This window comes from Clostridium neonatale (genome assembly GCF_900465025.1).
GTDB lineage: Bacteria > Bacillota > Clostridia > Clostridiales > Clostridiaceae > Clostridium > Clostridium neonatale.
In genome coordinates, this window is sequence record NZ_UICR01000001.1 from 1,212,186 (window position 1) to 1,237,258 (window position 25,073).

Consider the following 25,073-nt stretch of genomic DNA (forward strand, 5'->3'; position numbering starts at 1 on the left):
GTATATTATATTGCTCACATCGAAGTTTATCAATATGACATTCGAAATTTTGATTTGTTTATTTATATAGTATTGTGTAGTTTATAAATTGTTACTTTTTTTAGTGATTTAAATTAGATTATATCCAATTAAGTTCAAGTCTTACTCCAACTTCCTTTACAGGAATATATTTATTAATTTCAGCTTTTACACTAAACGAAGTACAATGGCAGGGATACAGTTCTTTTATATTATTGATCTTAAAATATTCAATAGTTTTATAAGCTTGTTCACATAAATCAAATAGATGAAATCCACCTATAATCCCAATAATTCTATCATCATTACATATATTTTTTGCATATTCACATATATTGCAGATTCCACTATGAGAACAGCCGGTAATTATATATATTCCTTTATCATTTTTATATACAAGTGCAGAATCATCAAGAACATAATCATCAACAAATTTATTATTTATTAAAGTTTTGCCAATAATTTTTCTTTTTTCAAAAGTATTTGAAGATGGTATTTCGCCTAAAAAAGTTATATTTTTGCTTATTTTAATTGGAGTTCTTGAAAGGATAAGGGCACACTTTTCTGAAATTTCATCTTTTGAATATGGTGAACATATTTTTAAATCATCATACATTTTATAATAAAATGCATCAGGATGAGCTATAAGTGAAATATCATCGTTATAGTTTTGATTAAAATAGTATTTTAATCCTAATGTATGATCATCATGACCATGAGATATTATAATTGAATCTAGTTCGGATAGATCTATATTCATTTTAGATGCATTTTTTAAGAATATATCTGAATACCCAACATCTAATAGTAGCTTAACATCTTCATCCTCAATGTAATAAGAAACAGCTGGTTCTCTAAGATAGTATTCATCTATATATGTGTTATTATCAACTAAAACTTTTAATTTCATATTTAAAATCTCCTAAAGGTATATTAATTAATTCAATTGGCATTAAATATTAACTGTAATATCCATATTATATCATTAAATTTATAGATTACATTAAATTATTGGTATAATATAACTGTAAGTAAACTTGAAAATAATATATAATTATAAGAAAACTATTTTAAAAATTAAGAAAATACTACTAAAGTAAAGAACTTAATTTATATATAGGAATAAATTAATGGGGGCGATTTTATGCATAAATTTATGGAGAACAATCCAATAGAAAAATATAAAGATGGGCTTAAAAATTTAATAGATAATATATGGGATTATTCAGAGTTAGCATTTAGAGAAAATAAATCATGCAAGGCTATGGTATCATATTTAAGAAGTGAAGGCTTTGAGGTGGAAGAAAATATTGCAGATATGGATACTGCGTTTGTTGGAGTATATGGAAGTGGAAGCCCTGTAATATGCATTTTAGCTGAATATGATTCTCTATCAGGATTAAGTCAGGAATGTGATATAGCAGAATATAAGCCAATTGAAGGAAAAGAAACAGGTCATGGATGTGGACATCAATTACTTGGGACAGGAGCTGTTGGAGCAGCTTTATTGGTAAGAGATTATTTAAAAGAAAATAATATTCAAGGTACAGTAAAGATTGTTGGATGTCCAGCAGAAGAAAGCGGATCAGGCAAAGCTTATTTGGCACGAGATGGTTTCTTTGATGATTGCGATATAGCACTTTCTTGGCATCCTGATACATTAAACATAGTTACAACAGGCTCAAGTCTTGCATGTATGCAGGTTTTCTTTAGGTTCCATGGAATATCATCACATGCAGCAGCCGCACCACACCTTGGAAGAAGTGCATTAGATGCTGTTGAACTTATGAATGTAGGAGTTAATTATTTAAGAGAACATATTGAGCCACAAGAAAGAGTTCATTATGCAATAACTAATACTGGAGGAATATCTCCCAATGTTGTCCAAAGAGAAGCAGAAGTAGCATATATGGTTAGGTCTTCAAGTGCTCCAAAAGCTAAAAAGCTATATGAAAGAGTATGCAAAATAGCTAAAGGAGCAGCTATGATGACTGAAACAGAAATTGAAATATTATTTGATGAAGGATGTTCAGATACAATTTCTAACTGTGCACTTGAAGATGTATTATATGAAAGCTTCTTGGAAATAGGAGCACCTAAATATACAAAAGAAGAACTGGATTACGCGCAAAAGTTTAAAGATACAGTTTCTAAAGAAAACTTAGATGATATATTTATTTCAGAAGAAATAAAAAATAAGCAGGAATTTAAAAAGCATATGAAAGAAAATCCTATTTGTGATTATATAGTTGAACATATTCACAAAGATGAAGTATCGGCATCATCTGGTTCTACAGACGTTGGTGATGTAAGTTGGGTAGTTCCAACAGCACAAATAAGAACAGCTTGTTTTGCTTATGGTGTGGATGGGCACTCATGGCAATATGTTGCTCAAGGTAAATCTAAAACTGCATTAAAGGGGACATTACTTGCTTCTAATGTACTTGCACTAGGTGCAATAAAGTTAATAGAAAATCCTGAGCTTATAGAAAAAGCAAAAGCTGAATTTTATGAAAAATTAGATGGACAAAAATATGAATGTTTAATTCCTAAGGAAGTTAAACCACATATTTTTGAATAATATATTAAATTACTATATAAAAAGCCGTTTGCTGTATAAGCTTATGGCTTTTTACATGTTGACATTTAACAATCGGTGGAAGATAATAGTAGAAATACAATTATATAAATAATAAAGTTGTTATATTAAATAAAGTAACAAGAAATATGAATTGGGGGTTATTTATCATGAAAACAGAATTAAGCAGAGAAGATGGAATCAATTTATTAAAGGAATACAATAAAGAAGAATTTCATATTTTACATGGATTAACAGTGGAAGGTGTCATGAAGTGGTATTCAGATGAATTAGGTTATTCAGAAGATAAAGAATTCTGGGGACTTGTAGGACTCTTACATGACATCGATTATGAAATGTATCCAGAAGAACACTGCATAAAAGCTCCAGAATTATTAGGAAAGTCTAATGCAGGAGAAGAATTAATTCATGCAGTATGTAGTCATGGATATGAATTAACTGTGGATGTTAAACCAGAACATGAAATGGAAAAAGTATTATATGCAGTGGATGAATTAACAGGACTTATTGGTGCAGCAGCACGTATGCGTCCATCAAAAAGTGTAATGGATATGGAGCTTTCAAGCTTAAAGAAAAAATTTAAAGATAAAAAGTTTGCAGCTGGATGTTCAAGAGACGTAATAAGAAAAGGTGCAGAATTCCTTGGGTGGGAATTAGATAAATTATTAGAAACGACAATAATGGCAATGCGCTCTTGTGAAGAGACAGTTAATAATGAAATGAAAACTATTTAAGCGGAATAAGCAAGAAATTTTAAGGGGGAAGCTGATTTGGAACTAGAGCATCAAGACTTCAAGTGCCAAATGAATGAAAAAGATTTATTTATAAAAGGCATAAAGGACTGTGTACCAACTATATTTGGATATTTAAGCATAGGAATAGCATGTGGAATACTATGCAAGTCATGTAACATTACATTTTGGCAGGCAATAGGGATGAGTACTTTTATTTATGCTGGTTCAGCACAATTTATTTCAGCCGGTATGATGTTTTCAGGAATACCTGCAATAAGCATAATATTCACAATATTTTTTGTTAATCTTAGGCATGTATTTATGAGTGCATCTATGGCACCATATTTCAAAAGAAACTCTCTAATTAAAAACCTATTAATAGGAATATTATTAACAGATGAAACATTTTTAGTTGCAAGTGCAGAGGGAATAAAAAATAAGAAAATTGATTATTGGTGGATGATGGGACTCAATATTGCAGCATATTTAAACTGGATTATAGCAACAGGGATAGGTGTAGTTATAGGAAATTTAATACCAGATTATAAAATATTTGGCTTAGATTTTGCACTTACAGCTATGTTTGTAGGGCTATTAATTTCATCAATAGAAAACATAAAATTAAAAAAATCTATAATAATAATTCTTACATCTGTAGTTATATTAATACTATCAACTAAATTTGTATCTACAAGTTTAGGTGTAATAATAGCAGCAATATTTGGTGCCTTAGTTGGAATATTTATTAAGGATTAGACATGGAGGAGATATAACATGAATATGTATATATGGACTGTAATACTTGGAGGATGTATTGTAACGTTACTGCCAAGAGTACTTCCTATAACAGTAATGTCAAAAATGAAATTACATCCTAAATTAGAAGAGTTCTTGAAATACATTCCTATATCAATATTATCAGCATTAATAGCAGTAGAAATTTTCACTATAGATGATAAGTTTTCGATTATGGGAAATGAACTGGAAATTTTAGCACTAATACCTACAATTATTATAGGTGTTAAAAAGAAAGATTTGCTTTTAACTGTTGTAGTTGGAATTATAAGTGTAGCATTATTAAGGTTAATTAAATAATAAATTCTTTTGAACATGAAATAAATATATTGTGTAGAATCAGAATTTAGTGAATAACACCCGAAATAAAACCCTTATGTTGTGCTCGCTTGATACAAAAATGAAGTTAAGAATTCAAACATGCAGACTTGCATCCACAAATGTTTGCTCCAATGTAAAATTGGAAAAACAATTGTGGAACAAGTCTACATGAAGAATTCTAAAATTTCATTTTTGAATGCAAGACACCGCCCAACATAAAGGTTTTATTTCTTTGTTTCATCTAAATTCTAAGCACCGCGTTATTATTTTTGTGAATAAATGCATTTTTAAACTATGGAATAGTTATTTATACATGTTAAAGATTTAAAAAGTTAATATTTTATCATTTTTTAAAAGGTATAATTTTATAAATATATGAATATAAATTCTTAAAAATTTGCTTATTTTATGAGGGTTTTATGGAGATAAAGATATACTTATTCATATATTTTCTCTGTTTAAGGAAATATCTACTCATAGGCATTTTAAAGAAGCATCTTCATCAGTAGATGAAGATGGGCTATACTGCTAGGCTCATACCTCGCCAAGCATTATATGCCAAAGAGTAGCTATGCTGCAATTCGAATATTTTCTTATTTATTGGAATATATGGGGCTTTTCTAAGTAGTTCCATAAATTAATACAATTTATGGAACTACATTTTAGGCATGGAATATTCCTGAAAACATAAATTATAATTAAAATGGGCATTGTATCTATGATTTTAGAGTAAAACAAAGAAATTCAATATATGAATACCCGACTCATATTCATTCGCTGGGTAAGCGATTCACACCAAATCACAGATTTGGGTTCTCTGCTTAGGCGTAGTATTGTATTAAGAAATTTAAGCTTTTAACTTCTTAGAGATAGGCTGTTCCAAAATAATTTGTCCAACACTTGCTGTTGGAGCAAATTGTTTTGGGCACAGCCTATCTCTTTAGAAGTTTTAGCTTAAATTTCCCTACAATCGAGCCTATCATATATTGAATTTCGGTTGTTATCCACTAAACTCTGATTCTACGTCCCTTATTTATGGTGTGGTGTATAATCATAATATTTCTGCTTTTGAATTAAAAAAGTTCTTGACCTGGACGTAGTTTAAAGTCTTATAATTAACTTAATAATAGAAATGAAAAGTATATAAAATTTGAAATGTTATAATTAAAAAACAAGGGGGCTTTAAGTGAGATATCATATTTTGGATAATATTCGTGGTATAAATTTAATCAGCATGATAATCTATCATCTAATTTGGGATGCTGTATATATATTAGATAATAATTGGACATGGCATGAATCTATATTTGTATATATATGGCAGCAAAGCATATGTTGGACTTTCATATTGCTATCAGGATTTTGTTGGTCAATGGGAAAAAATAAATTAAAACGAGGACTTCAGGTATTTGGTATGGGGATGGCTATTTCTTTGATAACTACAATTTTTATGCCAGAACAGAAAATTATATTTGGAGTACTTACAATGATTGGTTCATGTATGCTTCTTATGATCATATTAGATAAAATATTGAAAAATGTATCACCTGTTATAGGAATATTTTCTTGTTCATTGCTTTTTGGTGTATTTAGAAATATTAATAATGGATATTTAGGATTTGAATCATGGAATATTATGAAAATACCAAGCTCATTGTATAGCAGTAGATTTATGACTTATTTAGGATTTAAAGAACCTAATTTTTATTCTACAGATTACTTTTCTTTATTTCCATGGATATTTTTATTTATATTAGGATATTTCTTATACAAGATTATAAAAAATAGGGATCATAAATATAAGATTTTATATAAAAAAGGAATAGGATGGATTGAGTTTGCTGGGAAAAATTCATTACGAATTTATTTATTACATCAGCCTGTGATTTATTTGGGATTATTAGCTTATTCTTATTTTTAAAATAGAAATAGCATGATATGATAGTTTAATTTTATCATATTATGCTATTTTCATTATTTAAAAGAATTTTTATAGGATACTAAATAATATGTAAATTATAAATTACTCTCCATAAGATCAACAGAAAAAGGAAGATGTTTAACTTTTTTTGTATCAGTATGTATAAATCCATTAGCTCTATACCAATCTTTAAGAATATCGTTATTTTCAATAACGCTAATAATAAGTTTTTCCCCTCCAAGTTCTTTAACTTTATTTTTTGCAAAGTTTAATAAGGCTTTTCCATATCCTAAGTGTCTTGCTTCATAAAGAACTGTGAACTTTCCAAGTTCATAATTAAATTCATTTTTCTTTTCTAATTCCATAAAGCCAACCATTTTGTGATTATCATATAGGGCATACATTAAGTTTCCCATATCTTTATTTTTTATTAATTCATCAGTTGTAATAAAAGCATCATTGCTTGGACAATTTGCTGTTGTCAAATCAAATTTTCTTGCAATAGAAGAAAATCCTTGCCTTATAATTTTTGCACAATTTTCAAAATCATTAAGTGATGCTATTTTAATTGTATAGTTGTTCATAAAATCCTCCAAAAGATATAAATATTAAATATAGTGGAATTGAAATGTTTTTATTATTTTACATCAATTATAGCATAATTAATAAAATATATATATTAAAAAAAACAAATTGAAAATAATTATGAAAAAAATAAAATTTTATAAAAATTCATATGAAGAATATTACATATAAAATCAAGGAAACATAAGAGGGAAAGAATTTATGTGTAGGAGGAAGAATTTTGAATAATATAATTAAGATTTATAAACAAGATATAAAAAATATTGTAACAAACTATGCAGCATTTATTACAATAATAGCATTATGTATACTTCCTTCAATGTATGCCTGGTTCAATATAGCAGCTTCATGGGATCCTTATTCAAAAGAGGCTACTAGTCAGATTCAAATTGGAGTTGTAAATAATGATGCAGGAGCAGAGCTTAATGGTACATCGATAAATTTAGGAAATACAATAATAGATGAGCTTAAGAATAATGATTTATTAGGATGGAATTTTATAAGTGAAGAAGAAGCAAATGATAAGCTAAGAAATGGAAATCTTTATGCAACTATTGTTATACCAAGTGAATTTTCAAGTGATATGACTTCCTTAATAACAAGTGATATTAAAAAAGGAGAAATAATTTATACTGTCAATGAAAAAATTAATGCAATAGCGCCTAAATTGACTAGTAAAGGTGCAACTGGAGTTCAGGAAAATATAAGTAAAGCCTTAGTTGAAACTGTATCAAATGCACTGTTTACAGCAACTAAAAATGCATCAATTGAAATTGAAAATGTTAAGCCAAAGATTACAAATGTATATAATATACTAAAAGATGTTCAGGAAAGATTTTCAGATATAAATGATATTGTAGATTTAGCTTATGATGGTGCTACTAATATTAATGATTTATCAGAAAAATTTCAAAGTGATATACCATTGTTGCAAGATACTATAAATAGCAGTAGTGAGCTTGGAAATAGTGTTAAAGAATTTGTATCTACATCAAGAAATAGTTTAAATGAAATATCACCAACAATTAAAGAAAATATAAGAATAGCAAGTGATATAAGTAAAGATATTTCAAACTATACAAGTGTAGTTATAGATGCAATAAATAATGGAAGTGATAAAGCGCCAGAAATGATTGATAATCTTATAAGCAAAACTAATAATTTAGATAGTCTAATAAAATCTATTTTAAAAATTCTAGAAGCGCTAAATAAGATAAATCCTAAATTAAATGACGTAATAACTAATCTAAAAAATATTAACACTACAATAAATAATTTTCAAAATACACTTCAAAACATAAAAGATGATATATTAGCAGGTGGTAAGCCAGATTTAACATTATTAAATAATATTAAGGACTTTTCTGATAATATGAATTCTTTACTATCAGATTTATATTTTAAATATGACAGTGATATTTTAACTAAAATAAATGATATATTTGATTCTACATATAGTACAACAGATAATATTATAAATGCATTAGATGAAGCAGAAAGTAAACTTCCACAAATAAGTAATTTATTAAATACAGCCGGAGAAGGTTCAGAAAAAGCTGTTTCAGTAATAGATAATGTTAGGAAGAATTTACCAAAGGCAGAAGAAATGTTAAATGAATTAATTGATAAAATGGAAAAAGCCAATAATGACAAAGGAATAAGTGAACTTTTGGATTTATTAAAAAGTGATGTTCAGGCTAGAAGTGACTTTTTGGCTAATCCGGTAAATTTAGTAGAAAAACAGCTATTTCCTATGGGAAACTATGGAAGTGCTATGACGCCATTTTATACAATTTTATCATTATGGGTAGGAGAACTTTTATTAGTTTCTATATTGGCAGTTAATCCACATGAAATAAATACCGAAGAAGCTGATAGTTCTAAAAAAGAGATGATTACTAAATATACGGTAATAGAGAGTTATTTTGGGAAGTTATTATTATTTGTAAGTATAGGTATAATTCAGGCGCTTATAGTTTCAATAGGTGACTTATATATACTAAAAGTATATTGTTTAAATCAATTCTTATTTGTTTTAGTTTCAATATTAACAAGTATAACATTTGCTTTTATTATATATACTGCATGTTCAGTGCTTGGAAATGCAGGAAAAGTAGTTGGAATAGTTTTATTAGTATTCCAAATAGGAGGATCAGGAGGAACTTTCCCTATAGAGCTTACACCAAAATTCTTTCAAAGAATACATCCATTTTTACCATTTACATATACCATTTCTTTAATGAGGGAGAGTATTGGAGGAATTGTAAGAGAAGTACTTATAAAGGATATAGTTGTAATAATTTCTATTATAATTGGATCAGCACTAATAGGAATATTTCTAAAAAAGCCGCTAAGTAAAATTATAAGTAACTTTACTGAAAAATTTGAAGAAAGTCATTTAGGGGAATAATATTTATAAGATATTTATAAGAAGTATTCTTGAGGTAAATTAAGAAAGTTCTTATGAATATCTTTTTATGATATAATAATTAATTAGTTATAAATGAATTTGTTATATAGTAAAGGAATTGAAAAGATGACAGAAAATCAATATAGAGAAATAACACATTTTTTTAGAAAAAGTAAATTTAGAAGTGAAGGCATAAAAATATTGTGCAAGTATTCACAAATACTCATTATAATGTTATATATGTGTACAAGTATTTTTTTATATTTAAAAAATGATAAAAGATTAATATTGTTTTTGATTATACCAGCATTAAATTTAATTTTTGTTTCTATATTTAGAAAAATATTAAATAAACCTAGACCGTATGATACATATGATTATGAACCATTAGTAGATTATGAAAAAGGAAAAGGACAATCTTTTCCAAGCAGGCATACAGCAAGTGCTTTTATAATTGCTATGGCATGTTTATATTTAAATCATACATATGGATTTATTGTGATGTTTATAGCAATAATAGTTGGGGCGACTAGAGTACTAGCAGGAGTTCACTATCCCACAGATGTAATAGGTGGTGCTGTTATTAGTATTTTATTTGGAGTTGTAGGATTCTTCATTTCAGTTTAAATTAAAAAAATAAATAAATTGTTCCAGTAATTCATGCTAGTTATAATGCAAAATTTCAAGGGGGAACTTTTCCTAATGGTGATAAAGAAGATGTTAGAGAAATAATAGGAGCAACTCAAATAATTGATAGAAGTGGAAAAGTTGTTTCAAGAAGATTATATGAAGATTATATAATGAAAAGTCAGATATTATAATTAAAGATATAAAGTTTGATATTAAAAACAGATCTAAAAATACAATAGATACGAATGAGGATTGGGTTCCTAAAATACCGGATGTATACTTATATGGATGGAAAACAATGCCTCCTAAAATTGAGGAGTATTATAATAAGGTAAGTAAGCAAAAGTATTTAAGTAAAAATTAAATTATATTTTATTGGTATAATATAATGTATAATGTATAATATAAAAATATTTTTTAGAAAATGATATATTTTAAGGAAGTGATATATATGAACACCTTAATAGTAAGAAATAGAAATGATTTGAAAGAAGCAGTTGAAAAAGGATATGATGAAATAATATTAGAAGGAAAATTAGCTGAGAAATTTGAAAAAGCTGAAAAGATACAAAAATTGTCTCAGCCAAAGTTGGCATCATTAATTGCTTTTGCATCAGGAGCTGGTGCTACAATTATAGCCAGTCTTGTTACATCAGCAGAAAGTTCAGGAATTTCTTTAGCATTTTCAGCCACAACAGTAACAGTATTTGCAGCAGCAGAGGGAATAAACATAGCAGTTGTAGCAGAATATCTCATGTTATGTGCACTTGTTGGTACAAAAATAGTAAAAAATCTTATTGAGAAGTATGATATTGAACTTAAGAATAAAGATGGACAAGATATTCCTATAGTAGAGTTAAAAAAATATAAGGTGTAAGAGCATTTATGCTTGGTATAAATGCTCTTAATTTATCTGTAATATTTGAATTTAATTAAGCTAAATTTAATTTAGATGCTAATTGTAAATAGTATTCTAGGTCTTCATCATTATTAACAAAACAAGGAAATTTCATATTGTAATTTCCCCATACTGTTATTGGTCTATTATTAAAATAGAAGGTAACAAAAAATACTTCTTTGGTATTTAAACGGACAAAAAAAGGAATTAGATTTTTGTCAATAAGTTTAAAATATACTCCATCATGTGTAATATTCATGAATTCTCTTAAAGTATTTTTATCATTGTCTGATATAAGATTCATTAGATTACTTTTATCTTCAGATGATATTCTATTTATATAAAAATCAATATAAGTATCATCAATGTTTTCTTCAAAAATCTTCTCGATGAATGTTATGATTTTTTCTTCACCGCAAGTAACGTTACCATCAATAGTGAAATTTTTGAAAAAATCAAAACCATCTAAAATATTATTAAATTTTATATTGATTGTATTATTAAAGTCTATAGTGCTAATTGGAATCAATGAATTTTTCATGTTTCTTCTCCTATAATTTATTAACTGTAAAAAGATGTTATTAAATCAAACAATTTTGGAGAGTGAACTACATAGCTGCTATGAGTTTCACCGTCTAAAATATTTAAAGTACTATTTTTTATACAGTGTGCAATTTCTCTAGTATTATTTTCACTAATCATATCATTACTTCCAGCAAGGACAAGAGTTGGAATGGTTATTTTTTCTAATTCCTCTTTTGATATATTAGGCTGTGTAAGCATCATTTTCATTTTTTTATCTCGTTTAAAAAAATACATTAATTTAAATAAGTAATACCATTTATTCTTTAATCCATGTGGACATGTATTTGCACCACTTACAATAAGATGAGATAAAAGCTCTTGATGCTGAGAAGCAATAAGCAGACCAATAATACCACCATCGCTAAATCCATAATAAATAGGATTTTTTAACTGCAATTCTTTTACAAAGCATACTATATCATCTGCCATATCTTGATAGTTATATTCATTAATTATGCTGCTTTTTCCATGACCACGTAAATCAATTGCATAGACAGTAAATAATTCACTAAGCAGAGGTATGATTTTATCAAATATATTATGATTTTCACCATTACCATGAACAAGAATAATTGGAGTTCCAGATCCGAATTTTTCATAGAATAAATCTATATTATTAATTTTAAGTATCATAACTATGCTCCCTTCTTTTTGTTTTTATAATGTATAATCTCTTTCTTTTTAAGTATTTAATTTCTTTTCTCTATAATAATAATACAATTTTTTAGTAATGTTTTTATATCTCAATCATTTTCTTTTTATTCAAAAGGATCTATATATTCTTTTTTATTATATCAATCCATAGCAAAGAAATCTTATTATATTTTAAATTATAATTTTATAGAGTGGCAGTTTAAAAGAAACTTTATAAAATTTATAGAAATATACAAAATAAAAGATAGTTCATATTAAAATTTGCAACCTATAGTTTACAAAAATAAGTACAAATAGTTTATAGAAAGAGCGATTAATTAGGGATATAGTATTATTAGAAGGTAAATATCATGAGTTTTCCGGAAAAGATAAGAACTTTAAGAAAATTAAATAAATTATCACAAGAAAAGCTAGCAGAAATCATGAATGTTTCAAGACAAGCTATTGCAAAATGGGAGCTTGGAAAATCTTATCCTGATATTGATAAATTAATAGAAATAAGTAATTACTTTAATATTTCAATTGATAGTCTTTTAAAAGAAAAAAATAATGATTGCAATCTTAAAAAGAATATAACTAAGATTGGAGAATATAAAATGGATAAAAAAATAGTAGAGTCTTTATGTAGAGCTAAAAGAGAGACTTATGCATCAGGAAATGCAAAAGAATGCATTCCATGCAGGCCTAATTCACATGACTTGAAATATTGTGAAGGCAATTTAATATACATTGATACTTATTTGGGTGGAGAAAAATTTGTTGGGGAAGAAGCTATATGGAATGATAATATAACACTATGGTCAATGAACTATGCAGGAAGAATTGTGGAAGAAGGATTTGAAGGGTGGTTTTTAAAAGAAGCATTAAGAATTGTTAATGAAGAATATCCATATCGTGGACCGTTGTCATATGAAAATGGTGAGTTTAAATATGAATGCAGTTTTGCTGGGAATTTTGAATGGTTTGATGGTGAAGAAGTTATTTATAAAAATGATGTCAAAATTTATGAATGCAAGTTTCATGGCGGGGTAATCATTGAATAAGATTATTAGTATTTTAATATTTTATTAGTAATTTAAAGACTAAATTATGGTATAATAGTATATTATAGAGAAAAGATAAAGAGGTTTTAGTTCATAGATATTTAGATTGAATTGAAACTTCTTTTTTAATCAATTGTATTATTATGGGAGGTAGAAATTATGTCTGTAGAAAGATTAGAAAGTAATTATGTTCAAGTTGCGCCTTTAGTAGAGTTACATTATGTTGAGAAAGGGGCCGGTCAGCCGATATTATTTATTCCAGGATTAACTTTTAGTAGTGAAATTTTTGAGTCTCAAATTGATTACTTTTCGAAAACTAATAGAGTAATTGCTATAGATCCTAGGGGGCAAGGGACATCTACCAAAACAGTTCATGGTAATGATTATGCAACACATGGGAAGGATTTAGCTAAATTAATAGAAATATTGGATTTAAAAGATTTGATTTTAGTTGGATGGTCTACTGGGAATTTAGAGGTTTGGTCATATATTTCACAGTTTGGAAAGAAAAGAGTTAAAGCAGTTGTAACTATTGATATGTCTCCAGTTCCATTGTCGATAGATCCTAGTTGCTGGGTTGAAGGAAGCTTAGATGAGCTTAGAACTGCGGCATCTGAAATTTTAATTTCACCAAAAGGAGTTAGAGATTTTTTTAGTGAATATATAACTGCTGTAATGATACAAAGGAATGTTGAGGAAGAAGAATTAGAATATTTATTAGATATATCTGCAAAGACACCATATTATATCTGCAGTAGTTTGTTCTGTAATGCTGTCTTATCAAATTATTTTGAAGTTGCTAAGGAAATATCAGAGACTTTACCATCAATTATGTTTATTGCTGAGCACTGGTCAGATATTGCAGAAACTTTTATGAATGAGAACTTCCCTGGAACGGAGACTTATATTATGGGGGGACATTTAATGTTTTATGAGTATCCAGAAAAATGGAACAAAAAGTTGAAAGATTTTATTGAAAATATTAAATAAAGATAATATATTAATTTTAAGCAGTTTTGCTAATTGCAATTAATACCGAAAAATGGATACAGTCAATTGTAATTAATATTATTAAAGACTTTTGTAAATACTTAATATCATAGAATAAATTTTAAAGGAGCTAGTAACAAATGAAGAGTAAATTTATAAAAGGAATAATTGCAATATCATTATTAATATGCTCAATAATAGCTATATATGGTTGTAGTTCAAACTCAGATTCTAATGTTAATCCAAATACAGAAAATACAAATGTTAAAGATGAAGAAAATATAGAAAATAATTCAACTACAAACAATAGTGAAAATAAAGATAGTCAAAGTAATATTATACTAATTGATAACGATAATATAACAGGTAAGCTTTCAGAAAATGTAGATAATCCAAATCTAGTAAAGGCTATAATTAATGAATTAGATTTAGATGAAGAAGCTGCTAAACAAACAAGATATTATTACAATTACGTTGATTTAAATGATGACGGTGTAAATGAAATATTTGTTGAACTAGTAGGAACATATACAAGTGGAACTGGTGGAGACACTGCAATAATCTTTACAGAAGTAAATGGAAGATTAGAAGAGTTTGATGAATTTACATTGATACACAATCCTATAATTATCAGTAATGAAAAAACAAATGGATATAGAGATATTATTGTAGAAAGAAGTGGCGGAGGAGCAGAAAAAGAATATGTGGTTTTAAAATATGATGGTTATGATTATTCAGATGTTAATGAATCAGATACTCTAAATAGTATTGATAATGTTTCGGGAGTTGCAATCATATCTAATGATATGGTTAAGGATACTGAGCAAGGAAAAGGATTATATTTAGCAAAATAATAAAATAAAAACAGGAATGTATTAATTTGAATATATTCCTGTTTTTTCTTTGTGTAATATATATGTACAGTAACTGTATAATTTACATAAAGATAAAATTGAATAAAGTTATTGACTATTATTCTCAAATTGATATAATGAAAAAGCATAAATGAGAATTTTTATCAATATATGATTGATTGAAACATATATTGCTATACATAGGAGGATACAAATGAAGAAAATAAAGAAGATAGTTGCAGGAATACTTACTGTAGCTATGATTGGGATAATCACTGGATGTTCATCTAATGATGGGGAAGCAAATAATTCGGGAAATAAAACAATGGTTGTAGAATCATTAAAAGGAAATGTTGAAATTCCAGCAAACCCTGAAAGAATAGTTGATATCTCAGGAAGCAGTGAAGAATTATTAATATTAGGGTATACGCCAGTTGGAACAGCTAATATTGATTCATATAGTACAACAGAGGTTGCAAGTTATGTTAAAGATCAATTAGGAAGTGCTAAAGTAGTTGGACACTCAATGATGGAAACAATGGATATGGAAGCAATACTTGCATGTAATCCTGATTTAATAATAATGAGTGAAAGACAATCACAAATTTACGATCAATTAAAAGAAATAGCTCCAACTGTTATGATAAAAGATTATGGTAATGACTGGAGAGATAGATTAACTGATATAGCAAAAATGTTTAACAAAGAAGATAAAGCTACAGAATGGCTTTCAAATTACGATGAAACTGCTAAAAAGCTTGGAGAAGAAGTTGCGGCTAATAATGGAGAAGAAAGCTACTTACCAGTACTTTCAAGCTCAGGACAATTTATGGTATTTAGTGATGCAGGAATAGGAACTATAATAAATGAAGACATGGGCCTTGCAAGACCTGAGAACTTACCGGTACAAGATGGAATAACTCTTCCAATGTTAAGCATTGAAGGATTAGCTGAGATAGATGCAGATCATATTGTACTTATAGCGACAGATGCAGACAAAGCTGAACTTGAAGAAAATTCAGTATGGCAAAATATAAGAGCTGTTAAAGAAGGAAATGTAACAATATTAAATGCAAGCCCATACTTTAGTCAATCTTATAATCCAATTGGAAGATTACTTTTATTAGAATCTTTAAAAAATGAATTAATGAAGTAATAAATTATAAAAAGGATGTATCAAAATTGAGACATTTTATGTTAGATTTTGAGACAGCCCTTTTTTGCGTAAATGAGATTATTAATAAATAAATATATTGTGAAAATTAAGGAGGTAAAATATGGCCTTAAAAAGTAAAAAAGTGAAAACTTTTCTATTAATTTTAATAAGTTTGATTTTACTTGCTATTGGTATGGGAATATCTCTATATATAGGAACAAAATCTATAGACTTCAACACAATAATAAGAAGCATATTTGTAAATGATAATACTCTTGAGAGTAACATAATAAGAGATGTAAGAATACCTAGAGCATTGGCTGCTGTAATGGTTGGAGGATTTTTATCAGTATCAGGGGCAATAATGCAGGGCATAACTAGAAATCCTATAGCAGAGCCATCAGTTATGGGTATAACTCAAGGGGCTACATTTTCTATTGCTATAGCATTCATAATTCAAAAGATAGTACCTGAAATATCAATAAGAAGCACTGCTATTATGTTCTTTGCTTTTATAGGCGCAAGTATCAGCGGGCTTTTAGTTTATTTTTTTAGTTCTAAAAGGGGAAGAAAATCAGATCCTGTAAAGCTTGCACTTGCAGGTACAGCACTGGGTACATTATTTATTTCACTTGCTATGGGAAGTGCAATGTATTTTAACTTATCACAGGAATTAAGCTTTTGGATAGCAGGAGGATTAGCCAGCACAAAATGGCAAGGTGCGATAATGTTATTTGTATTTGGAGGCATAGGTATGATAGGTGCATTTATTATGGCTCCAAAGATAACAATTTTAAGCTTAGGTGAAGAAGTTGCAATAGGTCTTGGCCAGAGAACTAATTTAATAAGATTTATATGCATAATAATAGTGATTATTTTAACTGGAGCAAGTGTAGCTGCTGCAGGAAATATAGTTTTTGTAGGTCTTATTGTTCCACAAATAGCAAGAGGAATAGTAGGTTCTGATTATAAATACATTATTCCATCATCACTTATTTTAGGTGCGGTACTTTTAGTTTACAGTGATATTATAGCAAGAATAATTAATCCTCCATATGAAACTCCAATCGGTTCATTGACAGCACTTATAGGAGTTCCAATATTTATTTATCTTGTTAGAAAAGGAGGGAATGATTAATGAATAAGAACAAAAAAGTATTCTTCATATGTGGTATTTTAGCAATTCTTATATTTACAGTGTTTGTAATAAGCTTAAATTTAGGTTCTTATTCAATCAGCCTTGGTGATGTTATAAAAACACTAATTGGTCAGGGCAGTAAGAGCCAAAATATAGTTATTTTCAATTTAAGACTTCCAAGAATAATAATAGCTTTATTTGTAGGAAGTGCACTTGCAGTATCAGGAACAATACTTCAAGGAGTTACAAAGAATGATTTAGCTGATTCGGGAATAATAGGTATTAATTCAGGTGCAGCATTATTTGTAGTAGTATATATATATTTAACAAATGGTAATGTATATGAAGGAATAACCAATTTAACAATATTCACAATGCCTATTGTAGCACTTTTAGGAGCAGGGTTTGGAGCATTTATTGTATATATTTTAGCGTGGAAAAATGGAATATCATCATCAAGATTAATACTAACAGGAATAGGTATAAACATAGCATTTACTTCGCTTCTTACCATATTTCAATTAAGATTCACTACTCAGGAATTTAACAGGGTAATGGCGTGGATACAAGGAAGCATATGGGGAGTAAGCTGGAAGTATGTAATAGCTATAGCGCCTTTTATAATAATATTCATGATACTCACAATATATAAAAGCAGATATTTAGATGTATTAAATTTAGGTGATGAACTATCAATTGGTCTTGGTGTGAATGTTGAAAAAGAAAGAAGAAAATTAATAATATATGCAGTTGGTCTTGCAGGAGTAGCAACTTCTGTTGCAGGAAGTATAGGATTTTTAGGTCTTATTTCACCACACATAGCTAGAAGGCTAGTTGGACCTAAACATAATAGACTTATACCAACAGCGGCTTTGATTGGTACACTTATTTTATTAATTGGTGATACAATATCAAGAAATTTACTTGCACCAATAGAAGTTCCTGTTGGTATAGTTGTAGCAATTATTGGTGTGCCATATTTTATTTATCTTATGATGAATGAATAATTTTTAGATTTTAAAGAGGATGATTTTATGTATTGTATAAAAACAAAAGATTTAAATATATCATACGGAAATATAGATATTGTTAAAGACTTAAATTTAAATATTCCAAAAGGGAAAATTACGACTATAATTGGTGCAAATGGATGTGGAAAATCAACAATATTAAAGACAATAGCAAGAATACTTAAAGCAAAAAGTGGAGAAATTTACATAAATGATTTAGAAGTTTCAAAGCAAAGCTCAAATGAACTTGCTAAAGCTATGGCAGTACTTCCGCAAAGCCCAGTAGCACCTAAGGGACTTAGTGTTGAAGAGTTGGTTGCTTATGGGAGATTTCCTCATCAAAATAAGTTTGGAAGCTTAAAAAAAGAAGATAAAGAAATAATTGAATGGGCATTAAAAGAAACTGGCATATTAGAATTTAAAGAAAGACCAATAGAAGCATTATCAGGAGGACAAAGGCAAAGAGCATGGATTGCTATGGCATTAGCGCAAAAGACTGATATTGTTGTATTAGATGAGCCGACTACATATTTAGATTTAGCACATCAATTAGATATTTTGAAATTACTACAAAAGTTAAATAAGACTCAGAAGAGAACAATAGTTATGGTAATTCACGAACTTAATAATGCAGCGAGATTTGCAGATCATATGGTTGGAATAAAAAAAGGCAGAATAGTATGTGAAGGTACCCCAGAGGAAGTTATGACAAAAGAAAATCTTAAAGAGCTTTTCAATATTGATGGAGAGATTGTAACTGATCCAAGACATAACAGACCAGTTTTAATAACATACGATAAGATTTAAAAATGAAAGAATGTGGCTGTAGCATTAAATAAAATTTGTAAGTGAGTCCATATGTAATGATTGAAAAATAAATTGTAATAGAGAAACAAAAGATAAAGTGGGAGAGATAATGGAAAAGGAAAATGAATTAGGAAAAGAAAGTATAGGAAAGCTCCTTATAAAATATTCTGTTCCGGCAATAATGAGTATGATGATTACATCTCTTTATAATATTGCAGACAGAGCTTTTATTGGAGCTATTCCAAACGTTGGACCATTAGCAATAGCAGGTCTTGGAATAACTATGCCTGTATTTACATTAATAGTTGCTTTTGGTGTATTTATTGGAATGGGCGCAGCAACAAATATGTCAATTAAGCTTGGAGAAGGAAATAGAGAAGAAGGTGAATTGTTCTTAGGAAATGCATTTACTGTATCTATAATCTTTTCTATTATAATTATGATATTTGGCCTGATATTTTTAGATGAAATATTATATGCATTTGGTGCAAGCGAAAATACATTGATTTATGCTAAAGAATATATAGGAATAATATTCTTAGGAACAATATGCAGTGTAACTGGATTTGTTTTAAATACTGCAATCAGGGCAGATGGAAATCCTAAAATGGCAGCTAAGACAATGATTGTAGGATGTGTCCTAAATTTAATTTTAGACCCAATCTTTATTTTTGTATTTGATTTAGGAATAAAAGGTGCAGCAATTGCAACTGTGCTTTGCAATTATATAATCTTCAGCTGGATATTATATTACTTTTTTAAAAAGAAATCTAATTTAAAGCTTAGAAAAGTTAATATGAAATTAAATTTAAAAATAATAAAAAGAATATTTATTGTAGGTGCAGCACCTTTTGCAGTTGAAATTTCTGCTGGTGTTGTAAATGTTCTTTTCAATAATATGTTTAAAATATATGGTGGAGATTTAGCAATAGGAGCTATGACTGCTATAAGTACAATTGGACTTATGTTTATGATGCCAGTGTTTGGTATAACACAAGGTGTTCAGACAATAATAGGTTATAATTATGGAGCAAAAAAGCTAGATAGATGTAGGAAGGCTTTACTTCTATCAGTATTTGCAGCTACAGTGATTCTTATAATAGGATTTTTATTAGTAGAACTGACTCCGAGAATTATGATTTCTATATTTAATAGAGATGAAAGTCTTATGAACATAGCCGTTTATGGAATAAGAATATATCTTATGACACTGCCTATTTTAGGAATTGTAATTATTGGACCAAGTTACTTTCAAGCAATAGGAAAGGCTAAGCATTCAATGGTTTTAAGTCTTTTAAGACAATGCATTTTGCTAATTCCATTAATACTTGTATTGCCAAAAGCATTTAATTTAACAGGAGTATGGTTTGTTCAGCCAATTGCAGATATAATTAGTGCAATTATTATAGTTGTATTTTTGGCTGGAGAATTTAAGAATTTTAGAACTTAAGAATTTGCTTATTTTATGGTAGTTAAGGTACTAAAGGAAACTCGACTCACATACGTTCGTTGAGTAAGCGATTCGCACCAAATACAAGATTTGGGCTCTCTCCTTAAGGAAACATCTTCATCAGTAGAGGGTGATGGGCTATACTGATAGGCTGATACCTCACCAAGCATTATATGCCCAAAAGATGATATTTGTAATTGGAAACTTTTCATATTTATTTTATCTTAGTATGAGTGTACCATAATAAAAAATGACTGACGCATTAAATTGCGTCAGTCATTTTTTCAGATGTTATAAATTAAAGCTCACATCTGCGACTTTATATGAGTAGTGTGTTTCATTTATTGTAGTTATTTCTAACTATTCACTTTTAGTTTTTACTTCTTAGCTTATTTTTTAGTACTTATATAAATATATCCAACTCCACTTAGAATAATTGGAAATAAAGAAAATAGTCCTCCAAGAACAAAAAGTATACAGCAGACAATAAGACTTGATGAAGAAAGTATCTAAGTAAGACTGTATTTATCAAATAATTTTAATCCACATGCAATTGCAATTATATAAGAAAATGAAAATACTGAGCCAGGAAATTTTAGTATTAAATTTAAATCTGGTGATATAAATGAAAAGAATAATAGGACAATGGTAAAGCCGCAGCCTAAAAATAAAAGAGCATTTATAGGAGTATTATACTTTTCATGTATTTTAGATAGTGCCCTTGGAAATATTCCTGAACGTGCAGCATTATATATAACTCTAGAAAAGCCAGAAATACACGAGTGAATAGAGCAAAATGTTATAAGAATAGTTAAAAAAGCAATTATATATCCAGAAGTTTTTCAAAATGACAATGAAATAAGTGAACTTAAAAAAGTAAATGAATGTGTATCATTATAAGTATTTGTTCCAATGGTTACAAAGGATAAAGATATATACACGATGCTTACAAAATGTGATATGAATTTATAGTTTGACAAAATTGAATTATTTGAATAAATAGTTCGATTTTATTGATATAAAAATAAATAGTGAGGAATTTGGAGTAAAACAATATGGAAATTAGAAATTTAATAACATTTTCTAAGATTGCAGCACTTAACAGCTAATCAAAAGAAGCAGAAAACTTAGGATATGCACAATCAACAATTGCAACACAAATGCAGCTTTTAGAACAAGAACTAGGAGTAAAGCTAATTGAAAGAACTGGGAGAAAAATAAAGCTGACAAATAGTGGTGAAACTTTTCTTAAATATGCAAATGAGATAATTGATTTGGTGAATGAAGGTAAGGAAGTTATAAGAAATGAAAGCATTCCAAAAGGAACATTAAAGATTGGGGTTGTTGAGTCACTTTGTACAATTAGGTTACCTAAGATACTTGAAGCGTATCATGAAAGATATCCGGATGTTAATATTGAACTGAAAGTGGGAATATGCTCAGAACTTAGAAAAATGCTAAAGAAGAATATTGTTGATATTATTTTTATTTTAGATAGGAAAATTGATGATGAACAATTTATTTCGTGTATGGATAAATATGAACATATGGTAATATTATGTTCACCATCAAATAAATTAATGAAAAAGAGTAAGGTTACTTTAGAGGATATACAAAATGAGTCTTTAATTCTAACAGAGAAGGGATGTAGTTATAGAAAGGACTTTGAAGAAATCTTCCAAAAGAAATCTATAAATACAAATTTAGTTTTAGAATCAGGTAGCATAGAGGCAATTAAGAGATTTGTTAAAAGTAATATAGGAATTACATTGCTTCCTAAAATGACAGTAGAAGAAGAATTAAAAAATAAAGAGTTAGTAGAATTAACCGTTGAAGGGTGTGAATTCAAAATGTATACTCAGGTTCTTTATAATAAGAAAAAATATATAACATCTGCAATGAATGCTTTTTTAGGCATGATTGAATAAGTTGATTATGTAGAATGTTAGTAGAAATTATATCTGCTAACATTCCTAAGGTGCTAAGCATTATTTTTATCCAAAATACTTTGTAATAATTGAAGTATAGCTTCTTTTTCATTACAATTTTTTTGATCCATAATTATTTTCATATCATAAAAAGTAATTTTTTTTGATAATCCAAGCTGTTTAATTGAACATATTATATATGGCTTATCAGTAGAAATTCTAAATTTATATTCTAATTGCGGATTGATTTCATCTAATACGTTTTCGAAATTATTAAGAAATTTTAGATAATTTTTTGCTTCTGAATTAATAAATTCCACAATATTATTAGTATTAATAATTAACACCGTCCTTTATTTAGAATAACTTTTATCTCTCATTAAATATGTATTCAGATTTTTTTCAAAGGTGCTAAATATTAAAAGTATTTATTTTAAATATTTAGAAAAAGAAATTTTATAATTATATTAAGAATTATGTGGTGATAAATATACAATAAATAAAAAATATTATATAATTACCCATATATAAAACTAGGAGGATTATAATGCTGAAAATGTTAATTATAGAAGATAATGAAAATATAAAAAAAGAATTAATAGATTTTTTATCAAAGTATGGGTATGAGGCTTATGGAATAGATGACTTTAAAAATATTATTAATTTATCAGTAGAGAGTAACCCTGATTTGATTTTATTAGATATAAATCTTCCATATTATGATGGATACTATGTGTGTAGAGAAATAAGAAGAATTAAAGATATACCGATAATTATTGTAACAAGTAGAGATAGTGATATGGATGAAATTATGAGTATTAATTTTGGAGCAGATGATTTTATAACAAAACCATATAACACTCAGGTATTACTTGCAAGAATAGGTGCTGTTCTTAGAAGAACGAAAGCGCAAGTTTTAGAACAGGATTTCATTGAGCATAATGGATTGAAGTTAAATATTAGCAAAGGAGAAATAACTTTTAATAATAATACTACAGATTTAAGCAAAAACGAACTTAAAATTTTAGCATGCTTAATGAAGAATAAAGGGAAAATAATGAGTAGGGAAGAGTTAATGGATTATTTATGGAGTTCAGATCTTTTTATTGATGATAACACTTTATCTGTTAATATAACAAGGCTTAGAAAAAAGCTAGATGATATAGGCTTTAAAAATGCAATAGAGACTAAGAGAGGGCTAGGATATATTTTGCTATGAAAATAAAAAATTATATTGTATCAAAAATTCCATATTTAATAATAAATTTAGTTATTTATTTTTTATTAGTAGCTCTTTTAAAAGTAGCTAGTACGCCAGAAATTATATTATTTTTAATATTTATGATTTGGTTTGTACCTCTAATAGTTTATATGGTATTAGAATACATAAAAGAAAGAAGATTTTATGGAGAAATAATCAGCATAACTGAAAAATTGGATAAAAAATATTTGTTGGCTGAAGTAATAAAGAAGCCTAATTATTATGAAGGTGAAATCTTTTATAATGCGTTAAAAGAAGCAAATCGAAATATGCATGAAGAAGTTAATTTCTATAAACATCTTCAAAGTGAATATAGGGATTATATAGAAACATGGGTTCATGAAATTAAAACACCTATAGCATCGGCTAAGCTTATATTAGAAAATAGCTATATAAAAGAAAAAATAGCTTTAATTGATGAAATAAGTAAAGTAGATCAGTATATAACACAGGCGTTATATTATTCAAGAAGCACAGATGTAAGCAATGATTATATTGTAAGAGAATTTAATCTTGAAAATATAATTAATGAATGTATTAGGGATAATAGAAGGGATTTTATCAATAAAAAAATAGCAGTAAATATTGAAAACATAGATATAAAAGTAACTAGTGATCAAAAATGGATTAAGTTTATCATAAATCAGATAATTATAAATTCCATTAAATATAGTAAAAAAGAAAGAGGTTATATAAATATATATTCATTAGAAAATGAAAATAATAAAATTTCTTTGATAATAGAAGATAATGGTATTGGAATACCTAAAAGTGATATTAACAGAGTCTTTGATAAGGGCTTCACTGGAGAAAATGGGCGTGTGCATGGAAAATCTACTGGAATAGGATTATATCTTTGTAAAAAACTCTGCACTAAATTAAATATAGAGATTAACTTAAAGTCAGAAGTTAATAATGGGACAAGAGCGATAATTAACTTTTGATGCTTGAATATTAAGGTAGAGGAGCAGTAAAAAAATATGCAGAATGAAGAAAAAAGGATTACAATTTATTTTGTAATTTAGAAAATAATGAACATATGATATTTTTTATAATATAGAAGAAGGAACTCTGTTATTATTAAGTTTATAGCAAAAATTTTAATATTTTACAAAAAAAATTATAAAAAACTTGAAAAATAGTAAATAGAAAGATATAATAAATTAGGTATTTATTACAAAACAAGGGTGTTTTAAGGTTTAGATAAAAATTGACCTTAAAGCACTATATTTTTATTAATTAGAAGTAAAATTTTGTTATATTTATGAACAGAATTTTATTGAGCA

At 27.7% G+C, this 25,073-nt stretch carries 25 protein-coding genes and 1 pseudogene; 20 read left to right on the forward strand and 6 right to left on the reverse strand.

Annotated features, from left to right (window positions below; all coding sequences use genetic code 11):
• Window positions 1-118: 118 nt before the first annotated feature.
• Window positions 119-928: an MBL fold metallo-hydrolase gene (locus CNEONATNEC86_RS05480; protein ID WP_159135650.1), complete on the reverse strand. Its 810-nt coding sequence runs from the start codon at window positions 926-928 to the stop codon at window positions 119-121.
• 234 nt (window positions 929-1,162) lie between these two features.
• Between CNEONATNEC86_RS05480 and CNEONATNEC86_RS05485 the strand changes: the two genes are divergently transcribed.
• From CNEONATNEC86_RS05485 to CNEONATNEC86_RS05505, 5 genes are all read left to right on the forward strand, one after another.
• Window positions 1,163-2,599 carry a M20 family metallopeptidase gene (locus tag CNEONATNEC86_RS05485; RefSeq protein WP_200848506.1) on the forward strand — a complete coding sequence of 479 codons (1,437 nt, stop codon included), beginning with the start codon at window positions 1,163-1,165 and terminating at the stop codon, window positions 2,597-2,599.
• A 167-nt stretch (window positions 2,600-2,766) separates the two neighbouring features.
• Complete coding sequence (locus tag CNEONATNEC86_RS05490) at window positions 2,767-3,351, forward strand: hydrolase (protein ID WP_125149223.1); 585 nt, start codon at window positions 2,767-2,769, stop codon at window positions 3,349-3,351.
• A gap of 36 nt (window positions 3,352-3,387) precedes the next feature.
• A complete protein-coding gene (locus CNEONATNEC86_RS05495; protein WP_230131966.1) occupies window positions 3,388-4,107 on the forward strand; it encodes an AzlC family ABC transporter permease in 720 nt (239 codons plus the stop codon).
• 18 nt (window positions 4,108-4,125) lie between these two features.
• Window positions 4,126-4,446, forward strand: coding sequence for an AzlD domain-containing protein (locus CNEONATNEC86_RS05500; protein WP_159135651.1), 321 nt, complete (start codon window positions 4,126-4,128; stop codon window positions 4,444-4,446).
• 1,207 nt (window positions 4,447-5,653) lie between these two features.
• On the forward strand, window positions 5,654-6,388 hold the full coding sequence (locus CNEONATNEC86_RS05505; protein WP_230132091.1) for a heparan-alpha-glucosaminide N-acetyltransferase: 735 nt from the start codon (window positions 5,654-5,656) through the stop codon (window positions 6,386-6,388).
• Between the two features lie 95 nt (window positions 6,389-6,483).
• Here CNEONATNEC86_RS05505 and CNEONATNEC86_RS05510 read toward each other — a convergent pair whose 3' ends face one another.
• On the reverse strand, window positions 6,484-6,972 hold the full coding sequence (locus CNEONATNEC86_RS05510) for a GNAT family N-acetyltransferase (protein WP_125149221.1): 489 nt from the start codon (window positions 6,970-6,972) through the stop codon (window positions 6,484-6,486).
• Window positions 6,973-7,193: 221 nt separating this feature from the next.
• Between CNEONATNEC86_RS05510 and CNEONATNEC86_RS05515 the strand changes: the two genes are divergently transcribed.
• From CNEONATNEC86_RS05515 to CNEONATNEC86_RS05525, 3 genes are all read left to right on the forward strand, one after another.
• Window positions 7,194-9,383 carry a YhgE/Pip domain-containing protein gene (locus CNEONATNEC86_RS05515; protein ID WP_159135652.1) on the forward strand — a complete coding sequence of 730 codons (2,190 nt, stop codon included), beginning with the start codon at window positions 7,194-7,196 and terminating at the stop codon, window positions 9,381-9,383.
• A gap of 126 nt (window positions 9,384-9,509) precedes the next feature.
• On the forward strand, window positions 9,510-10,010 hold the full coding sequence (locus tag CNEONATNEC86_RS05520; RefSeq protein ID WP_159135653.1) for a phosphatase PAP2 family protein: 501 nt from the start codon (window positions 9,510-9,512) through the stop codon (window positions 10,008-10,010).
• 454 nt (window positions 10,011-10,464) lie between these two features.
• Window positions 10,465-10,890, forward strand: coding sequence for a hypothetical protein (locus CNEONATNEC86_RS05525; protein WP_125149218.1), 426 nt, complete (start codon window positions 10,465-10,467; stop codon window positions 10,888-10,890).
• Window positions 10,891-10,945: 55 nt separating this feature from the next.
• Here the strand turns inward: CNEONATNEC86_RS05525 and CNEONATNEC86_RS05530 are convergent, their stop codons facing one another.
• On the reverse strand, window positions 10,946-11,452 hold the full coding sequence (locus CNEONATNEC86_RS05530) for a hypothetical protein (RefSeq protein WP_058294255.1): 507 nt from the start codon (window positions 11,450-11,452) through the stop codon (window positions 10,946-10,948).
• Between the two features lie 20 nt (window positions 11,453-11,472).
• Window positions 11,473-12,129, reverse strand: coding sequence for an alpha/beta fold hydrolase (locus tag CNEONATNEC86_RS05535; RefSeq protein ID WP_058294256.1), 657 nt, complete (start codon window positions 12,127-12,129; stop codon window positions 11,473-11,475).
• Between the two features lie 371 nt (window positions 12,130-12,500).
• Here CNEONATNEC86_RS05535 and CNEONATNEC86_RS05540 point away from each other — a divergent pair, with 371 nt between their 5' ends.
• The 8 genes from CNEONATNEC86_RS05540 to CNEONATNEC86_RS05575 all read left to right on the forward strand — a co-directional run bounded on the left by CNEONATNEC86_RS05540 (window position 12,501) and on the right by CNEONATNEC86_RS05575 (window position 20,598).
• Window positions 12,501-13,193, forward strand: coding sequence for a DUF5680 domain-containing protein (locus CNEONATNEC86_RS05540; RefSeq protein WP_159135654.1), 693 nt, complete (start codon window positions 12,501-12,503; stop codon window positions 13,191-13,193).
• 159 nt (window positions 13,194-13,352) lie between these two features.
• Window positions 13,353-14,183, forward strand: a complete 831-nt coding sequence (locus CNEONATNEC86_RS05545; RefSeq protein WP_159115799.1) for an alpha/beta fold hydrolase — start codon at window positions 13,353-13,355, stop codon at window positions 14,181-14,183.
• Window positions 14,184-14,323: 140 nt separating this feature from the next.
• Window positions 14,324-15,037: a hypothetical protein gene (locus tag CNEONATNEC86_RS05550; RefSeq protein ID WP_159115800.1), complete on the forward strand. Its 714-nt coding sequence runs from the start codon at window positions 14,324-14,326 to the stop codon at window positions 15,035-15,037.
• 214 nt (window positions 15,038-15,251) lie between these two features.
• The gene (locus CNEONATNEC86_RS05555) at window positions 15,252-16,193 is read left to right on the forward strand and encodes an iron-hydroxamate ABC transporter substrate-binding protein (protein ID WP_125148364.1); all 942 of its coding nucleotides are present in this window, start codon (window positions 15,252-15,254) and stop codon (window positions 16,191-16,193) included.
• Between the two features lie 121 nt (window positions 16,194-16,314).
• The gene (locus CNEONATNEC86_RS05560) at window positions 16,315-17,331 is read left to right on the forward strand and encodes a FecCD family ABC transporter permease (protein WP_159115802.1); all 1,017 of its coding nucleotides are present in this window, start codon (window positions 16,315-16,317) and stop codon (window positions 17,329-17,331) included.
• Window positions 17,331-18,338, forward strand: a complete 1,008-nt coding sequence (locus CNEONATNEC86_RS05565) for a FecCD family ABC transporter permease (protein ID WP_125148362.1) — start codon at window positions 17,331-17,333, stop codon at window positions 18,336-18,338. The genes CNEONATNEC86_RS05560 and CNEONATNEC86_RS05565 overlap by 1 nt, the downstream gene beginning before the upstream one ends.
• A 27-nt stretch (window positions 18,339-18,365) precedes the next feature.
• The gene (locus CNEONATNEC86_RS05570; protein ID WP_159135655.1) at window positions 18,366-19,148 is read left to right on the forward strand and encodes an ABC transporter ATP-binding protein; all 783 of its coding nucleotides are present in this window, start codon (window positions 18,366-18,368) and stop codon (window positions 19,146-19,148) included.
• A gap of 109 nt (window positions 19,149-19,257) precedes the next feature.
• Window positions 19,258-20,598, forward strand: coding sequence for an MATE family efflux transporter (locus tag CNEONATNEC86_RS05575; RefSeq protein ID WP_125148360.1), 1,341 nt, complete (start codon window positions 19,258-19,260; stop codon window positions 20,596-20,598).
• 509 nt (window positions 20,599-21,107) lie between these two features.
• On the opposite strand, the gene CNEONATNEC86_RS22005 is transcribed toward CNEONATNEC86_RS05575, so the two are convergent.
• A complete protein-coding gene (locus CNEONATNEC86_RS22005) occupies window positions 21,108-21,425 on the reverse strand; it encodes an amino acid permease (RefSeq protein WP_159136062.1) in 318 nt (105 codons plus the stop codon).
• Between the two features lie 303 nt (window positions 21,426-21,728).
• Between CNEONATNEC86_RS22005 and CNEONATNEC86_RS21910 the strand changes: the two are divergent.
• Both CNEONATNEC86_RS21910 and CNEONATNEC86_RS05585 read left to right on the forward strand, forming a co-directional pair.
• A pseudogene (locus tag CNEONATNEC86_RS21910) lies at window positions 21,729-21,827 on the forward strand (LysR family transcriptional regulator); the annotation flags it as partial.
• Between the two features lie 48 nt (window positions 21,828-21,875).
• Complete coding sequence (locus CNEONATNEC86_RS05585; RefSeq protein WP_316373478.1) at window positions 21,876-22,526, forward strand: LysR family transcriptional regulator substrate-binding protein; 651 nt, start codon at window positions 21,876-21,878, stop codon at window positions 22,524-22,526.
• A gap of 53 nt (window positions 22,527-22,579) precedes the next feature.
• Here the strand turns inward: CNEONATNEC86_RS05585 and CNEONATNEC86_RS05590 are convergent, their stop codons facing one another.
• Window positions 22,580-22,873 carry a hypothetical protein gene (locus CNEONATNEC86_RS05590; protein ID WP_159135656.1) on the reverse strand — a complete coding sequence of 98 codons (294 nt, stop codon included), beginning with the start codon at window positions 22,871-22,873 and terminating at the stop codon, window positions 22,580-22,582.
• Between the two features lie 200 nt (window positions 22,874-23,073).
• On the opposite strand from CNEONATNEC86_RS05590, the gene CNEONATNEC86_RS05595 reads away from it, so the two are divergent.
• Window positions 23,074-23,745: a response regulator transcription factor gene (locus CNEONATNEC86_RS05595; RefSeq protein WP_058294267.1), complete on the forward strand. Its 672-nt coding sequence runs from the start codon at window positions 23,074-23,076 to the stop codon at window positions 23,743-23,745.
• A complete protein-coding gene (locus tag CNEONATNEC86_RS05600) occupies window positions 23,742-24,731 on the forward strand; it encodes a sensor histidine kinase (RefSeq protein ID WP_058294268.1) in 990 nt (329 codons plus the stop codon). Before CNEONATNEC86_RS05595 ends, CNEONATNEC86_RS05600 begins: the two co-directional genes overlap by 4 nt.
• The last annotated feature ends 342 nt before the right edge of the window (window positions 24,732-25,073 follow it).

Coding starts and splice junctions, on each gene's coding strand:
- CNEONATNEC86_RS05480 (WP_159135650.1), bottom strand. CDS start 928: ATGAAATTAAAAGTTTTAGTTGATAATAACACATATATAGATGAATAC.
- CNEONATNEC86_RS05485 (WP_200848506.1), top strand. CDS start 1,163: ATGCATAAATTTATGGAGAACAATCCAATAGAAAAATATAAAGATGGG.
- CNEONATNEC86_RS05490 (WP_125149223.1), top strand. CDS start 2,767: ATGAAAACAGAATTAAGCAGAGAAGATGGAATCAATTTATTAAAGGAA.
- CNEONATNEC86_RS05500 (WP_159135651.1), top strand. CDS start 4,126: ATGAATATGTATATATGGACTGTAATACTTGGAGGATGTATTGTAACG.
- CNEONATNEC86_RS05510 (WP_125149221.1), bottom strand. CDS start 6,972: ATGAACAACTATACAATTAAAATAGCATCACTTAATGATTTTGAAAAT.
- CNEONATNEC86_RS05520 (WP_159135653.1), top strand. CDS start 9,510: ATGACAGAAAATCAATATAGAGAAATAACACATTTTTTTAGAAAAAGT.
- CNEONATNEC86_RS05525 (WP_125149218.1), top strand. CDS start 10,465: ATGAACACCTTAATAGTAAGAAATAGAAATGATTTGAAAGAAGCAGTT.
- CNEONATNEC86_RS05530 (WP_058294255.1), bottom strand. CDS start 11,452: ATGAAAAATTCATTGATTCCAATTAGCACTATAGACTTTAATAATACA.
- CNEONATNEC86_RS05535 (WP_058294256.1), bottom strand. CDS start 12,129: ATGATACTTAAAATTAATAATATAGATTTATTCTATGAAAAATTCGGA.
- CNEONATNEC86_RS05540 (WP_159135654.1), top strand. CDS start 12,501: ATGAGTTTTCCGGAAAAGATAAGAACTTTAAGAAAATTAAATAAATTA.
- CNEONATNEC86_RS05545 (WP_159115799.1), top strand. CDS start 13,353: ATGTCTGTAGAAAGATTAGAAAGTAATTATGTTCAAGTTGCGCCTTTA.
- CNEONATNEC86_RS05550 (WP_159115800.1), top strand. CDS start 14,324: ATGAAGAGTAAATTTATAAAAGGAATAATTGCAATATCATTATTAATA.
- CNEONATNEC86_RS05555 (WP_125148364.1), top strand. CDS start 15,252: ATGAAGAAAATAAAGAAGATAGTTGCAGGAATACTTACTGTAGCTATG.
- CNEONATNEC86_RS05560 (WP_159115802.1), top strand. CDS start 16,315: ATGGCCTTAAAAAGTAAAAAAGTGAAAACTTTTCTATTAATTTTAATA.
- CNEONATNEC86_RS05565 (WP_125148362.1), top strand. CDS start 17,331: ATGAATAAGAACAAAAAAGTATTCTTCATATGTGGTATTTTAGCAATT.
- CNEONATNEC86_RS05570 (WP_159135655.1), top strand. CDS start 18,366: ATGTATTGTATAAAAACAAAAGATTTAAATATATCATACGGAAATATA.
- CNEONATNEC86_RS05575 (WP_125148360.1), top strand. CDS start 19,258: ATGGAAAAGGAAAATGAATTAGGAAAAGAAAGTATAGGAAAGCTCCTT.
- CNEONATNEC86_RS05595 (WP_058294267.1), top strand. CDS start 23,074: ATGCTGAAAATGTTAATTATAGAAGATAATGAAAATATAAAAAAAGAA.
- CNEONATNEC86_RS05600 (WP_058294268.1), top strand. CDS start 23,742: ATGAAAATAAAAAATTATATTGTATCAAAAATTCCATATTTAATAATA.